Source organism: Pseudomonas sp. Irchel 3E20, assembly GCF_900187645.1.
Taxonomy (GTDB): Bacteria; Pseudomonadota; Gammaproteobacteria; order Pseudomonadales; family Pseudomonadaceae; genus Aquipseudomonas.
This window is the reverse complement of sequence record NZ_FYEE01000007.1, coordinates 38,204-52,497: the sequence shown is the minus strand read 5'-3', so window position 1 is coordinate 52,497 and position 14,294 is coordinate 38,204. Positions and strand designations below refer to the sequence as shown.

Below are 14,294 nucleotides of genomic sequence, written 5' to 3'. Positions count from 1 at the left end.
GGTATCAGGCAAAGGGCGCAGTTTACAGGGAACCCCGGGTTATGGGAGATGGGCAGCGCGCTTGCTTAATCAGCCATTAATAGCCCGTACCGCCGTAATCCACCTGAAAATCAAACCCGGTCACCCGCTCCACCCCGGTTTCCAACCGCCCATCCGGGTGCAGGCGCAGCCAGCGATAGCCGGGGGCCAGCACATCGACCTGGAAATCATCGGCGCCAGGGGTGAACTGGATGCAGGTGGAGGGCGACGCCAACAGGCGCACATCGCCGCGCTGGCGGTCGAATTCTTGGTGCACATGACCCCACAGCACCGCGCGCGCCTGGGGGAAGCGCTCCAGCACCTCGAACAGCGCCTCGGGGTTGCGCAGGCCGATGGGGTCCAGCCAACCACAGCCCATGGGCACCGGGTGGTGGTGAAAACACACCAGGTGATGGCGCTCCGGGGCCTCGCTCAAGGCGCGGGCGAGCAGTTGCAGTTGTTCGCCCTGCAAGTAACCCGGCACCGAGCCCGGCACGGCGGAATCGAGCAGGGTCACACGCCAATTGCCGATGTCCACGACTGGCTCCAGCAGCGCGCTGCCCTGCGTCGCTTGGGCCATCACGCGCGGCTCGTCGTGGTTGCCCGGGAGCCAACGCGCCGGTGCGCCGATCTGCCCGCTCATGCGGCGAAACTGCTGGTACGACTCCAGCGTGCCGTCCTGGGACAAGTCGCCCGTGGCCAGCAGCAGGTCGATGTGCGCTTGTTGCGCCTGCACCAGTTCGATGACTTTTTGCAGGCTTTGGCGGGTTTGCATGCCCAGCAGCGTGCCGTCGGCATCGGCGAACAGATGGCTGTCGGAGAGCTGCACCAGCAGCACAGGGTCGGCGGTCGTCAGGCTCGGCACGCGGCTCTCCCGCAAAAGGTGATGAATGGCGCGATTATGCTGGGGCCGGCAGGAAAGAGGAAAGCGGTGAAGCGGACGCAGTTCACAACCTCAGCGAACCACTTCGTATTCGTGGCCACAGGCCAGGCAGTGGCTCAGCCACTCGCCAAGAAACACGTTCAACTGCGCCTTCTCATCCGGCTGGTGCATAAACGGATTGGGGTAAGGGTAGATGCCGCGAAAGCGCCGCGCATGTTCGGCGCTGATGACTTCGGCCATGCGCGCATCGTGATAGACCTGCACTTCCAACTGCGGCACCGGCAGCCACGGCAGGCTGTGCTCCTGGCGCACGAACAGGGTCGTGGTGTAGGGGCAGGCCAGTTTCACCTCCAGGGCCAGCACGCCGAGCATCTGGTCACCCTGGGTCACGGCGATGCGCCGCGCCATGGGTTGCTCACGCATGTCCGGCAGCAGGCGCATCAAGCGCGCGTAGTTGGCCTCGCAGGCAGCCTGCAAGGCCACCAGGTCCACCCGATAGCGATCGCGCACTTTGTTTACGACCATAGCCCCCTCACTTCCACGCGGTTCAACGCCAGCCATTGCAGGGCAATGATGCTGGCGGCATTGCAGATCCGCCCGTCGCGCACGGCCTGCAAGGCATCTTCGAAGGCCCACACGCTGACGCGGATATCTTCGGCCTCTTCCTCCAGGCCATGCAGGCCACCGGCGCCGCTGCTGTCGCAACGCCCCAGGAACAGATGCACGAATTCATTGCTGCCGCCGGGCGAGGGAAAGTATTGGGTCATGGGCCACAGCGCCGAAAACACCAGGCCGGCTTCTTCCTGGGCTTCGCGGTGGGCCACTTCTGCGGGTTGCTCGTCCTTGTCGATCAGGCCCGCCACCAGCTCCACCAACCACGGGTTGGTGACCTTGCCCATGGCGCCAACGCGAAACTGCTCGATCAACACCACCTCATCGCGCTGCGGGTCGTAGGGCAGCACGCACACGGCGTCATGGCGCACGAACAGTTCACGGCTGATTTCCCGGCTCATGCCGCCAGCGAACAGTTCATGGCGCAGGAACACCTTGTCGAGCTGATAAAAGCCCTTGAAGCACGCTTGGCGACGAACGATCTGCACCGCAGTGGGCACGGCGTGGGTGAAATCAGTCATGGCGGTCCTCGTTTACTGCGTATTCGATACGAGGCGTTCAACCTCGACTTCGCGCCATCCTAACGCGCCCGCGTGCCATCATGCAGCCCCTTTGCAGACGCCGAGATAGACGGCAAGGGGCGAAAGCCTCTCTAATTGACACTCTTGAGCTTAGTGGCGAACTGACTGCCGCGCAGGCAGTCGAAGCCGGTAACTTTTGCCTTTCCCTGGTTTATGAAGGACGCCCATGTCGCTTGTGAAAATCGCCTCCGTGGCCTGTATCGCCCTGACCCTAGGGGCCTGCCAGAGCCTGTTCCAGCCCAACTACCGCGTTCCGCTGGAAGCCAAGCGCGACGCCTCGGAGCAGATCAAGCCCGGTTGCACGGCCAGCGATTGCCCGCTGGTGAACATCGATACTCTGACCTTCCCTGCCGAGCCGCAACTCGATGCCATCATCGAAAAACGCCTGCTGGACATGACCCGCACCGCGCCCGGCCAACCCGTGGCACCCAGCCTCAACGCCTACCGCGAGCAGTTTCTGCGCGCCGCGCAAAGCCGCAGCAGCAGCTATTTGCAGGCCAAGGTACGGGAACAACATGACGGGCTGGTGATTATCGAGCTGTCCAGCTACCTCGACACCGGCGGCGCCCACGGCGAACCGGGGCGTGGCTTCATCAACTACTCGCGCCCGCAGCACAAGGTCCTGAACCTGGCCGACATGCTGTTGCCCGGCCAGGAAGACGCCTTCTGGAAAGCCGCGCAAGTGGCCCACAACAGTTGGCTGATTAGCACCAAGCTGGATCAGGAACCCGAGTTCGTGAAGAACTGGCCCTTCCAGAAAACCCCCAATGTGGCCCTGACCTATGGCGGGGTGATCCTCAAGTACGCCACCACCACCATCGCGCCCTACGCCTTGGGCCACATCGAGCTGAAAATTCCTTACCCACGCCTCAACGGTGTACTGCGGCCCGAGCTGTTTCCCGGGCGCAGCTAAAGAGGAGAGCGCCTTGTAGCGGCAAGCTAAAAGCTTCAAGAAAAAGCAGATTTGCTCTCGCCCTTAACTTGCCGCTTGTAGCTTGCCCCTCAAACTTTCTTGTAAAGCTGGCTCCCCTCCTGCTTGAACCGTTCAGCCTGTTCCGCCAGGCCTTGGGCGATGTCCGCGTCCACCGCTTCGATGCGTTGGTTGGCGGCGTATTCGCGTACTTCCTGGGTGATTTTCATCGAGCAGAATTTCGGCCCGCACATGGAGCAGAAGTGCGCCACCTTGGCCGAGTCCTTGGGCAGGGTTTCGTCGTGGTAGGAGCGTGCAGTGTCCGGGTCCAGGCCCAGGTTGAACTGGTCTTCCCAGCGGAACTCGAAACGCGCCTTGCTCAAGGCGTTGTCGCGGATCTGCGCGCCGGGGTGGCCCTTGGCGAGGTCCGCCGCGTGGGCGGCGATTTTGTAGGTGATGATCCCTGTCTTGACGTCATCCTTGTTCGGCAGGCCCAGGTGTTCCTTGGGCGTGACGTAGCAGAGCATGGCGCAACCGAACCAGCCGATCATCGCCGCGCCAATGCCGGAGGTGATGTGGTCGTAGCCCGGCGCGATGTCGGTGGTCAGCGGGCCGAGGGTGTAGAACGGCGCTTCGTCGCAGCATTCGAGCTGCTTGTCCATGTTCTCTTTAATCAACTGCATCGGCACGTGGCCGGGGCCTTCGATCATGCACTGCACGTCGTGCTTCCAGGCGATCTTGGTCAACTCGCCCAGGGTTTCCAGCTCACCGAACTGCGCCGCGTCGTTGGCGTCGGCAATCGAGCCGGGGCGCAGGCCATCGCCCAGCGAGAAGCTGACGTCGTAGGCCTTCATGATTTCGCAGATGTCTTCGAAATGGGTGTAGAGGAAGTTTTCCTTGTGGTGCGCCAGGCACCACTTGGCCATGATCGAGCCGCCGCGCGAAACGATCCCGGTAACACGCTTGGCGGTCAGCGGCACGTAGCGCAGGAGCACGCCGGCGTGGATGGTGAAGTAATCCACGCCCTGCTCGGCCTGCTCGATCAGGGTGTCGCGGAACAGCTCCCAGGTCAGGTCTTCGGCGGCGCCGCCGACTTTTTCCAGGGCCTGGTAGATCGGCACCGTACCAATGGGCACCGGCGAGTTGCGGATGATCCACTCGCGGGTTTCGTGGATGTGCTTGCCGGTGGACAGGTCCATGACCGTGTCCGAGCCCCAGCGGATGCCCCAGGTCAGTTTCGCCACTTCTTCTTCGATGGACGAACCCAGGGCGCTGTTGCCGATGTTGCCGTTGATCTTCACCAGGAAGTTGCGGCCGATAATCATCGGCTCCAACTCGGTGTGGTTGATGTTCGCCGGGATGATGGCGCGGCCACGGGCGATTTCGTCACGCACAAACTCGGGGGTGATGATCTTCGGCACACTGGCGCCAAAGCTGTGGCCGGCGTGCTGCTGGTCCAGCAGGCCGGCGGCGCGGGCCACTTCCAGCTTCATGTTTTCGCGGATGGCGACGTATTCCATCTCGGCGGTGATGATGCCTTGGCGAGCGTAGTGCATCTGGCTGACGTTGGCCCCAGGCTTGGCGCGGCGCGGGTTGTTGACGTGGGCGAAGCGCAGCTTGGTCAGCTCGGCGTCGGCCAGGCGTTCCTGGCCGAAGTTGGAACTCAAGCCCGGCAGGCGCTCGGTGTCGCCACGGGCCTCGATCCAGGGCGAGCGCACGTCCGCCAGGCCTTTGCGCACGTCGATCAGCACGTTGGGGTCGGTGTACGGGCCGGAGGTGTCGTAGACCACCACCGGCGCGTTGATTTCGCCGCCAAAATCGGTGGGCGTCACGTCCAGGCTGATTTCGCGCATGGGCACGAGGATGTCGGGGCGCGAACCCTGGACATAGATTTTTTGCGAGCGGGTAAAGGGCTGCACCGATTGTTGGTCGACCTTGGCCGATTCACTCAGGTGCGGGGCGTTTTTTGCTTTTGTGGTCATCACGGGCTCTCCAGACACATCCAGGCAGTGGATTTTTGTCGGAGTGAACCTGTAAACGGACGGACGCACCGAGGCTGGTGCTGTGCTTGGCGTACGAGAGGTGTTCGATTGTCGAACGCAAATCCCGGACGAAGCACAAGAGGACTCGCCGGGTGACGAGAAATCTTGTTCCCTACGCAGGCGTTAACCCGATCAGGTTCAACGGGATCCGAAATGATTCGATCTCAGCCTCTTAGCAAGGCACCCCGACAAGAACGCGGCCAGTCTAGACACAACGGGTAGAGAACGCCAACTCCGGTGCAATCAGCGTGATGAATGGCGCAATTGCAGGATTGTTGCCAATTGCTACCGCTACTACACTCGCAAGGCTGTGCCGGGCCTTGACGCTCTGGATCGTGCGCCGTAGCCTTGGCGTTTAAATTATCGCCGTAATATTTACCTAGGGATTGCCTCATGCTGCGCAAACTTTCACTGGCCCTCGCCGTGTCTTGTGCGACCAATGGATTGGCCTGGGCAGCAGAAGCGCCCCTGACCACCAAGACCGATCTGGTCAGCGTCTACCAGGAAGCCGTGGACAACAATGCCGACCTGGCCGCCGCCCGCGCCGACTATCAGGCGCGCAAGGAAATCGTGCCCCAGGCCCGCGCCGGCCTGCTGCCCAACCTGTCGGCCGGTGCCGACCTGAACAACACCCGCACCCAACTCGACCAGCCGTCCATGACCTCCACCCGCAGCGGCACGGTGTACCAGGCCACCCTGGCGCAGCCGATCTTCCGCGCCGACCGCTGGTTCCAGTTGCAGGCTGCCGAAGCGGTCAACGAACAAGCGGCGCTGGAGCTCTCGGCGACCGAGCAGAACCTGATCCTGCGCAGTGCCGAAAGCTACTTCGCGGTGCTGCGTGCCCAAGACAACCTGGCCTCGACCAAGGCCGAGGAAGCGGCGTTCAAGCGTCAGCTCGACCAGTCCAACGAGCGTTTCGACGTAGGCCTGTCGGACAAGACCGACGTGCTGCAATCCCAGGCCAGCTACGACACTGCCCGGGCCAACCGCATCCTCGCCCAGCGCCAGGTAGACGACGCCTTTGAAGCGCTGATTACCCTGACCAACCGCCAGTACAACTCGATCCAGGGCATTGTCCACACCTTGCCGGTGCTCGCGCCAACGCCCAATGACGCCAAGGCCTGGGTGGACACCGCTGCCAAGCAAAACCTCAACCTGCTGGCCAGCAACTACGCCGTCGATGCCGCCGAAGAAACCCTCAAGCAACGCAAGGCCGGCCACGCGCCGACCCTGGACGCGGTGGCGCAGTACAAAAAAGGTGACAACGACGCCTTCGGCTTCACCAACCCGGACCCGGGCCTGCAGGGCGGGCGCTACGGCAATGACGTGTCGCAGCGCAGCATCGGCCTGCAACTGAACATCCCGCTCTACAGCGGCGGCCTGACCAGCTCCCAGGTGCGCGAATCGTACTCGCGCCTGAGCCAAACCGAGCAACGCCGCGAAGCCCTGCGCCGGCAAGTGGTGGAAAACACCCGCAACCTGCACCGCGCGGTGAACACCGATGTCGAACAGGTGCAGGCACGCCGCCAGTCGATCATCTCCAACCAGAGCGCGGTGGAAGCTACGGAAATCGGTTACCAGGTGGGTACGCGCAACATCGTCGATGTGCTCGACGCCCAGCGCCAGCTCTACACCTCGGTGCGCAACTACAACAACACCCGCTACGACTACATCCTCGACAACCTGCGCCTCAAGCAAGCCGCCGGCACCCTGAGCCCGGGCGACCTGCAAGACCTGTCGCGCTACCTCAAGGCCGACTACAACCCCGACCGCGACTTCCTTCCGCCAGACCTGGCCAAAGCCGCGCAGGAACAGCTCAAGGCCAGGCCTTGAAGTGAGCTAAAACCAAAACCTGAGGGAGCGAGCCCGCTCGCGATGGCGGTGTATCAGCCTGCATCTCGGCTGACTGAGACGTTGCCATCGCGAGCAGGCTCGCTCCCACTGAGGTTTTCAGGGGCTATCAGAGTTTTATCAACCGCCCCAAGCCATCGAGCAAGCGCTTGAGCGCGCCCTGGTTGGCGCGCATCACCTGCAACCCCGCCTCGGCCATTTTCTGCGCATCGCGGGGCAGCTCGAACAGCCGTTGCACCGCCACTGCCAAACCCTGGGCGTCGTCCACTTCCTGCAAAGCGCCGGCGCTGCGCAGCATTGCGGCGATTTCCAGGAAGTTGAACAGGTGCGGCCCGCTCAGCACCGGTTTGGCCAGGGCCGCCGGTTCCAGCAGGTTATGCCCGCCGTTGGGCACCAGGCTGCCGCCGACAAAGGCGCTGTCGGCCAAGGCATACAAAAACAGCAACTCGCCCATGGTGTCGCCCAGCAGCACCGAGGTGTCCGGCGCCACGGCGGCGCCGCTGGACCGGCGCAGCGTGGCCAGCCCTTGCTCCTGGCACAACGCGAACACGCGGTCGAAGCGCTCCGGGTGGCGCGGCACCAGAATCAGCAAGGCATTGGGGTAACTGGCGAGCAGTTGCCGGTGGGCCGCCAAGACGATTTCATCCTCACCCTCGTGGGTGCTGGCAGCGATCCACACCGGGCGCTCCAGGGCTTGCCATTGCTCGCGCAAGGCCGCCGCACGTACTAGCAGTTGTGGGTCGATGCTCAGGTCAAACTTGATCGAGCCGGTGACCTGCACCGTCTCTGGGCGTGCGCCGAGGTCACGGAAGCGCTGCGCCTCGGTTTCGGTCTGCACCGCCAGCAAGCTCATTTCGGCCAGCATCGGCGCCGTCAACCGGGCGAAACGCCCATAGCCCTTGGCCGAACGCTCGGACAACCGGCCATTGGCCAGCGCCACCGGGATACCGCGCTTGGCGCACTGGTGGATATGGTTGGGCCACAACTCGGTTTCCATGATGACCGCCAACCTGGGCTGGGCCCGGTCCAAAAACCGTGCCGCCGCTGTGGGCAAGTCGTAGGGCAGGTAGCAGTGCTGAATGCGCGGCTCGTTGGCGAACAACGCCTGGATCCGCTCCGAGCCGGTGGGGGTCATGCAAGTCACGGTGATCGGCAGCTGTGGATAACGTTCCAGCAAGCCGCGGATCATCGGCGCCGCCGCGATGCTTTCGCCCACGGACACCGCGTGCACCCAGATGCCGCCCGGCTGCAATGCCGGCAAGCCGTAGGCAAACCGCTCGCCCACGCGCCGGGCGTAGGCCGGCGCCTTGCGCGCCCGCAGCCAGAGTCGCAACGCCACCAACGGCAGCCCCAGGTAAAACAGCGCGGTATACAGAGTTCTATTCATGGCGGCGGAGTCTATCGGTTTTTTTGATGGGTGGCCTGCAAGTGCGCGGCAAAACGCTCGGAGAGAAACCGCGCCGCCGGCCCCAACGGCTCGTCGCGGCGCCACACCACTTCGACCACCAGCGGCGGCGGCGTCCATTCGCCCACCAGTTCCACCATCAACCCTTGATACGCCGGGTACTGCACCACATGCCGGGGCAGCCAGGCCCAACCCAAGCCGCGCACCACCCATTCGGCCATCACGTAGAAGCTGTCGGCGCGCCACACCTGCGGGCTCGCCGCCTCGCTGCCGGGATAAGAGCTGGACTGGGTGGACATCAGTAATTGCCGGAACTGCGCCAAGCGCTGGCTATCCACCTGGCCCTGGGCCGACGCCAATGGGTGATCGACGCCGCACACCGTGACCATTTCCACGCTGCCCAGGGCCCGGCGCTCCAGGGCTTCGGGGATCTGGTCGTGGTAGAACAGCAGCCCCAGGTCGGCCTTGCGCTCCACCAGTTTGCGCGCCACATCACCCTGGGCCGCGCTGGCCAGTTGCACCTCCAGGCTGGGAAATTGCCCGGCCAGGGCTTCGAGGGCGTCGAGCACCTCCTGGGACAGCATGGCTTCATCCTGGGCCAGGCGCAGGCGCGCCTCTTCGCCACGCATCAGGGCCATCGCCCGGCCGTTGAGGCGCTCGCATTGGCGCAGCACCTCGCGGGCTTCTTCCAGCAACGCCGCGCCAGCTTCGGTCAGGCGTGGCTGGCGGCCGCTGCTACGCTCGAACAGGCTCACCCCCAGGTCCGCTTCCAGCAATGCCACCGCGCTGCTGATGGCCGATTGCGCCTTGCGCTGGTCCCGCGCCACGGCAGAAAACGAGCGTTGTTCGGCAACGCTGACGAACAGGCGCATTTGCTCCAGGCTCCACTGCATAACCTATCTCCTATTCAGATAGGTAATGACTTTACCCCATTCCCGCAAGCTCTAGAATGCCGACCTCAGAACGCACCACATCACCCCGAGGACTGCTCCATGAACGCCTATTCCTACCTGGCCATCGCCATTTGCGCCGAAGCGATCGCCACCGTCTCGATGAAAGCGGTGAAGGGCTTGAGCACGCCGCTGCCGCTGTTGCTGGTGATCTGCGGCTACGGCATTGCGTTCTGGATGCTCACCCTGGTGGTGCGCACCGTACCAGTGGGCGTGGCCTACGCGGTGTGGGCGGGCATGGGCATCGTCATGGTCAGCGTGGCGGCGCTGTTTATCTACGGGCAGAAACTCGACATCCCGGCCATGCTCGGCATGGCGCTGATCGTCCTGGGCGTGGTGGTCATCCAGCTCTTCTCCAAAACCGCTGGCCACTGACGACCCTGGCTACATGCCGACCAATCACGCTTTTACTTGCCCCTCGCCGCTTGCAACTTAAAGCGGCCCTGTATACTGCGCCCCTTGTCTTGAACGCAGAGGTCGCCCCATGCCATCCCCTATTTCCACCGATGTGCTGATCGTCGGCGCAGGCGTTGCCGGGCTCTGGCTCAATGCGCGGCTGCGGCGCCAGGGCTTTTCGACTGTGGTAGTGGAAAACGCCAGCCTGGGCGGCGGGCAAAGCGTGAAATCCCAAGGCATCATCCACGGCGGCGCCAAGTACGCCCTGCATGGCGCACTGACCGGCGCCTCCGAAGCCATCGCCGACATGCCGCGGCGCTGGCGCGAAGCCCTGGCCGGTAGCGGCGAACTGGACCTCACCGGTGTGCGCCTGCTGTCCGACGCCCATTACCTGTGGTCCCCCGGCACCCTGGCCGGCAACCTCACCAGTTTCTTCGCCAGCAAAGCCGTGCGCGGCCGCGTCGACCAGGTCAAGGGCGAGCAATTGCCCCCGGCCCTGCAAGACAAACGCTTCAAGGGCAAGGTCTACCGCCTCGCCGAACTGGTGGTGGACGTGCCGAGCCTGATCCAACGCCTGGCCGAACTGGGCGGCGACAGTTTGCTCGCCGGCCAAGTGATCGAGCCGTGGCTGGAGCACAACGTGCTGGTGGGCCTGCGGGTCGATGGCCGCGAGATCCGCGCCCAGCGCATCGTCCTCAGTGCCGGCGCCGGCACCGCCGAACTGCTCACGGCCCTGGGCCAGAGCAAACCACTGATGCAGCGCCGGCCGCTGCACATGGTGCTGGTCAAGGGCCCGACCCTCAAACCCCTGTACGCCCACTGCCTGGGCGGCGGGCCGAAGCCGCGCATCACCGTGACCACCCACCCGGCGGCCGACGGCCAGTGGGTCTGGTACGTGGGCGGTGACCTCGCCGAAGCCGAAGGCGTGGCCCGCGAGCCCGCCGCGCAAATCGCCGCGGCACAAAAGGAACTGGGCCAGTTACTGCCCTGGGTCGACCTCAGTGACGCCCGCTGGGCGACCTTGCGGGTGGATCGCGCCGAGCCCCAGCAATCGGGCCTGAGCCGCCCCGACAACGCCTTCCTCGCCGAAGAGGGGCGCCTACTCGTCGGCTGGCCGACCAAACTGGCCTTGGCGCCGGATTTCGCCGATCGGGTCATCAACGCCTTGCAACGCGACGGCATCGTGGCGAATCCGCCCACGCCGTTGCCTGAACTGCCACGCCCGCCCCTGGGCGTGCCTGCCTGGGAGCAACTGCTGCCATGAGCCTACCGACCCTGCACCCCTTCCACCGCCCCCTGGGCAGCACCGGCCTGATGGTTTCGCCCCTGGGCCTGGGCACCGTCAAAATGGGCCGCGACCAAGGGGTCAAGTACCCCAATGGCTTCACCATTCCCGATGACGACGACGCGCGCCGGCTGCTCAAAATGGCCCGCGAACTGGGCATCAACCTGATCGACACCGCGCCGGCCTACGGGCGTAGCGAGGAACGCCTCGGCCCGCTGCTGCGCGGCCAGCGTGACCAGTGGGTGATCGTCAGCAAGGTGGGCGAAGAGTTCGATAACGGCCAGTCGCGCCACGACTTCAGCGCCGAACACACCCGCCGCTCGGTGGAGCGCAGCCTGCAACGCCTGGAAACCGAGGTGATCGACCTGGTGCTGGTGCACTCGGACGGCAACGACCTGGCGATCCTCACTGATAGCGAGGTGTACCAGACCCTTGCGACCCTCAAGGCCGAGGGCAAGATCCGCGGCTTCGGCTTCTCCGGCAAAACCGTGGAGGGCGGACTCAAAGCCCTGGAGCAAGGGGATTGCGCCATGGTCACCTACAACCTCAACGAGCAGGCCGAGCGCGCGGTGATCGATTACGCCGCGGCCCACGGCAAGGCCATCCTGGTGAAAAAAGCCCTGGCCAGCGGCCACGTCTGCCTTGAGTCCGGCGTGGACCCGGTGCGCGCCAGTTTTGAGCTACTGTTTGGCCATCCCGGTGTGGCCAGTGCTATCGTCGGGACCATCAACCCGCTGCACCTCGCCCACAATGTGGCGACCGTCGCCAAGGTATTAGGTAGTCGCTAACGCCGTGCCCAACGCAAGAAGGAGCCGACATGTCGCGCACGCTCATCAGAAAAAACCCCAGTAACTTCAAGACCCTGCCGCTGTTCGTAGAGGCCACGCCCGAAGGCCTGAGCTACCAGAGCATCGGCATGCCGCTCAATTTCGCCCAGACCCTGCACCGCCGCCGCCCGGTGGCGGTGGCCGATACCGAACGCTTTGCCGTGGAGCTGGCCAACCTGGGGGTTTCGGTGCGCCTGACCCTGCACTGGCAAAACCGCGATTACTGGGTGCTGGTGCGCCAGCGTCGCCAGGACCGTGGCGATGTGGTGCTCAAGCTGATTTCCGGCTACGTCCCGGCCCACGAATTGAACCTGCCGCTGCACACCGCCATCCAGGAAATCGCCGAGGAATGCCTGCTGGAAACCCCCGAAGGCTGGCTCGGCGGGCGCTTCAATGACACCTGGCTGCCGGCGCCCTACGCCGCCGCGCTGCATTACCGCGAAGCCCTGCCCTTTCGTCTCTCGCCGCTGTCCGGCTCGGCGCGCCCGGTGCGCAATGCCAGCCTGCCGCTGATCGAACGGCCGCGGGCCTACGTGCACCTGCCCACGGCGTCGTTACAGTTGATCTACGACCTGCGCCTGGAAGTGCCGCGCGAAGCCAAGTCCTTGAGCTTGTTCCATGTCGAGGAGCGGCTGGAGGGCGATCAACTGGTGGCACGCCTGGATCGCAAGCGCCCGGACCTGTACCTGATGCCCCTGACGGACGGCCAGCCTTGCGCCGAGTTGTACACCTTGAAGAAGGATCAACTGCACCCGGCCAGCACCCGCGGCCTGTACCTGGCCGAAAGCTTCGCCCGCCAGGAAGGCTGGGTGGTGCGCGATGAGCGGATCAAGTGGAAGGAGTGGCTCAAGCAGCAAGGCTTGAGCGCACCGACCAACGCCTCGGGCCTGAGCCGCCTGACGGGCAAGGCGCGGCAGTTGCTGAAGAAAATCGTGCCCGGCGGCGGGCACTGACACTGTTGTTTTAGGTAGCAAGCGGGCTTGCGTAACGACCCTAAATCTGTGGCCGCTACAACACCGAATCAGGAGCGCTGCGCACTCCAGCGCGGGCACGCTCGCTTGCTACAACCATCAGCGGCTGCGGATTTTGTCGACGATGGCGGTGGTGGAACTGTTTTCCACCAGGCCCAACACCTTCACTTTGCCGCCATAGGCGCTGACGATGTCGGCGCCGACCACTTGGTCGATCCCGTAATCGCCGCCCTTGACCAGCACGTCCGGCTTGACCTGGGCCAGCAGGTTTTCCGGAGTGCCTTCAGGGAAGCTGATAACCCAATCCACTGCACCGAGCCCGGCGAGCACGGCCATGCGCCGATCGACGCTGTTGATCGGCCGGCCCGGGCCTTTGAGGCGGGTGACCGACGCGTCGTCATTGACGGCGACGATCAGTCGGTCGCCCTGGGCACGGGCCTGCTCCAAGTAGGTCACGTGGCCGGCGTGGAGGATGTCGAAGCAGCCGTTGGTGAACACGATCGACTCGTTGTGGGCGCGGGCGTCGTCGATGGCCAACAGCAATTGGTCAAGGCTCAACACCCCACGCTCGGAGCCTTCTTCGCGCTGGATGGCGCGACGCAGTTCCGGGGCGCTGATGGCCGCCGTGCCGAGCTTGCCGACCACGATGCCCGCCGCCAGGTTGGCCAGGGCCACGGCGTGGGGCAAGTCTTCACCGGCAGCAATAGCGGCGGCCAGGGTGGAAATCACCGTGTCGCCGGCACCGGTCACGTCGAACACTTCACGGGCACGGGCCGGCAGGTGCAGCGGCGGATGTTCGGGGCGCAGCAAGGTCATGCCGTGCTCGCCACGGGTCACCAGCAACGCGCCCAGTTCCAGCTCACGCATCAACGTAGCGCCTTTGCTCACCAACTCATGCTCATCGGCGCAACCGCCCACGATGGTCTCGAACTCGCTGAGGTTGGGGGTAATCAGGCTGGCGCCACGGTAAATCGAGAAATCCTTGCCCTTGGGGTCGGCCAGCACCGGAATCCCCCTGGCACGAGCAGCCTGGATCAATGCCTGATGGTTTTTCAGGGCGCCTTTGCCGTAATCCGACAGCACCAGCACCTTGATACCTTCGAGCAACGCATCAACTTCGCCGGCCAGGGCCAGGGCGTCGGTGGCGAAAGGTTCTTCAAAATCAATGCGCAGCAGTTGCTGGTGACGGCTCATGACCCGCAGCTTGACGATGGTCGGCTGGTGGGCGATGCGCTGGAACATGGCGCGAACGCCCGCGCCTTCAAGGCTGTTGGCCAGGCTATCGGCGGCTTCGTCGTCACCGGTGACACCCACCAGCGAGGCCGGGGCGCCGAGGGCAGCGATGTTCAATGCAACGTTGGCGGCACCGCCGGGGCGGTCCTCGATTTGCTCAACCTTGACGACGGGTACGGGCGCCTCAGGGGAGATCCGTGAGGTGCCGCCATGCCAGTAACGGTCAAGCATGACATCGCCGACCACCAGGACAGGGGCCTGTTCAAAACGTGGCATGGATAACTTCATGGAGACTCCAGGGGCGATAAAAGCGTCGCGGATAATAACATA

13 protein-coding genes and 1 riboswitch are annotated in these 14,294 nt (G+C 64.3%); of the genes, 6 read left to right on the top strand and 7 right to left on the bottom strand.

Going from position 1 to position 14,294, the window contains the following annotated elements:
* Window positions 1-76: 76 nt before the first annotated feature.
* The 3 genes from cpdA to CKW13_RS14570 form a co-directional block, all read right to left on the bottom strand.
* Window positions 77-883, bottom strand: coding sequence for a 3',5'-cyclic-AMP phosphodiesterase (gene cpdA, locus CKW13_RS14580; protein WP_095109331.1), 807 nt, complete (start codon window positions 881-883; stop codon window positions 77-79).
* 90 nt (window positions 884-973) lie between these two features.
* The gene (locus CKW13_RS14575; protein ID WP_095109330.1) at window positions 974-1,426 is read right to left on the bottom strand and encodes a DUF1249 domain-containing protein; all 453 of its coding nucleotides are present in this window, start codon (window positions 1,424-1,426) and stop codon (window positions 974-976) included.
* Window positions 1,417-2,034 carry an NUDIX domain-containing protein gene (locus tag CKW13_RS14570; protein ID WP_095109329.1) on the bottom strand — a complete coding sequence of 206 codons (618 nt, stop codon included), beginning with the start codon at window positions 2,032-2,034 and terminating at the stop codon, window positions 1,417-1,419. The genes CKW13_RS14575 and CKW13_RS14570 overlap by 10 nt, the downstream gene beginning before the upstream one ends.
* A 226-nt stretch (window positions 2,035-2,260) precedes the next feature.
* Here CKW13_RS14570 and CKW13_RS14565 point away from each other — a divergent pair, with 226 nt between their 5' ends.
* Window positions 2,261-3,007 carry an RsiV family protein gene (locus CKW13_RS14565; protein WP_095109328.1) on the top strand — a complete coding sequence of 249 codons (747 nt, stop codon included), beginning with the start codon at window positions 2,261-2,263 and terminating at the stop codon, window positions 3,005-3,007.
* 89 nt (window positions 3,008-3,096) lie between these two features.
* On the opposite strand, the gene thiC is transcribed toward CKW13_RS14565, so the two are convergent.
* Window positions 3,097-4,986, bottom strand: coding sequence for a phosphomethylpyrimidine synthase ThiC (thiC, locus tag CKW13_RS14560; RefSeq protein ID WP_095109327.1), 1,890 nt, complete (start codon window positions 4,984-4,986; stop codon window positions 3,097-3,099).
* A gap of 152 nt (window positions 4,987-5,138) precedes the next feature.
* A riboswitch (TPP riboswitch) is annotated at window positions 5,139-5,244 on the bottom strand.
* Window positions 5,245-5,439: 195 nt separating this feature from the next.
* Here thiC and CKW13_RS14555 point away from each other — a divergent pair.
* Window positions 5,440-6,879, top strand: a complete 1,440-nt coding sequence (locus CKW13_RS14555; RefSeq protein ID WP_095109326.1) for a TolC family outer membrane protein — start codon at window positions 5,440-5,442, stop codon at window positions 6,877-6,879.
* A gap of 127 nt (window positions 6,880-7,006) precedes the next feature.
* Here the strand turns inward: CKW13_RS14555 and waaA are convergent, their stop codons facing one another.
* On the bottom strand, window positions 7,007-8,284 hold the full coding sequence (gene waaA / locus CKW13_RS14550) for a lipid IV(A) 3-deoxy-D-manno-octulosonic acid transferase (RefSeq protein WP_095109325.1): 1,278 nt from the start codon (window positions 8,282-8,284) through the stop codon (window positions 7,007-7,009).
* A gap of 11 nt (window positions 8,285-8,295) precedes the next feature.
* Window positions 8,296-9,195: a LysR family transcriptional regulator gene (locus tag CKW13_RS14545; protein ID WP_095109324.1), complete on the bottom strand. Its 900-nt coding sequence runs from the start codon at window positions 9,193-9,195 to the stop codon at window positions 8,296-8,298.
* A gap of 99 nt (window positions 9,196-9,294) precedes the next feature.
* Here CKW13_RS14545 and CKW13_RS14540 point away from each other — a divergent pair, with 99 nt between their 5' ends.
* The 4 genes from CKW13_RS14540 (at window position 9,295) to CKW13_RS14525 (ending at window position 12,713) form a co-directional block, all read left to right on the top strand.
* Entirely contained in the window at window positions 9,295-9,627 is a 333-nt protein-coding gene (locus CKW13_RS14540; protein WP_095109323.1) for a multidrug efflux SMR transporter, read from the top strand.
* Window positions 9,628-9,736: 109 nt separating this feature from the next.
* Window positions 9,737-10,912 (top strand): FAD-binding oxidoreductase, encoded by a 1,176-nt coding sequence (locus CKW13_RS14535; RefSeq protein WP_095109322.1) that lies wholly within the window; start codon window positions 9,737-9,739, stop codon window positions 10,910-10,912.
* On the top strand, window positions 10,909-11,721 hold the full coding sequence (locus tag CKW13_RS14530; protein WP_095109321.1) for an aldo/keto reductase: 813 nt from the start codon (window positions 10,909-10,911) through the stop codon (window positions 11,719-11,721). The genes CKW13_RS14535 and CKW13_RS14530 overlap by 4 nt, the downstream gene beginning before the upstream one ends.
* 29 nt (window positions 11,722-11,750) lie before the next feature.
* Complete coding sequence (locus CKW13_RS14525; RefSeq protein WP_095109320.1) at window positions 11,751-12,713, top strand: metal ABC transporter ATPase; 963 nt, start codon at window positions 11,751-11,753, stop codon at window positions 12,711-12,713.
* Window positions 12,714-12,830: 117 nt separating this feature from the next.
* On the opposite strand, the gene hldE is transcribed toward CKW13_RS14525, so the two are convergent.
* Window positions 12,831-14,252 (bottom strand): bifunctional D-glycero-beta-D-manno-heptose-7-phosphate kinase/D-glycero-beta-D-manno-heptose 1-phosphate adenylyltransferase HldE, encoded by a 1,422-nt coding sequence (hldE, locus tag CKW13_RS14520; RefSeq protein WP_095109319.1) that lies wholly within the window; start codon window positions 14,250-14,252, stop codon window positions 12,831-12,833.
* Window positions 14,253-14,294: the final 42 nt, after the last annotated feature.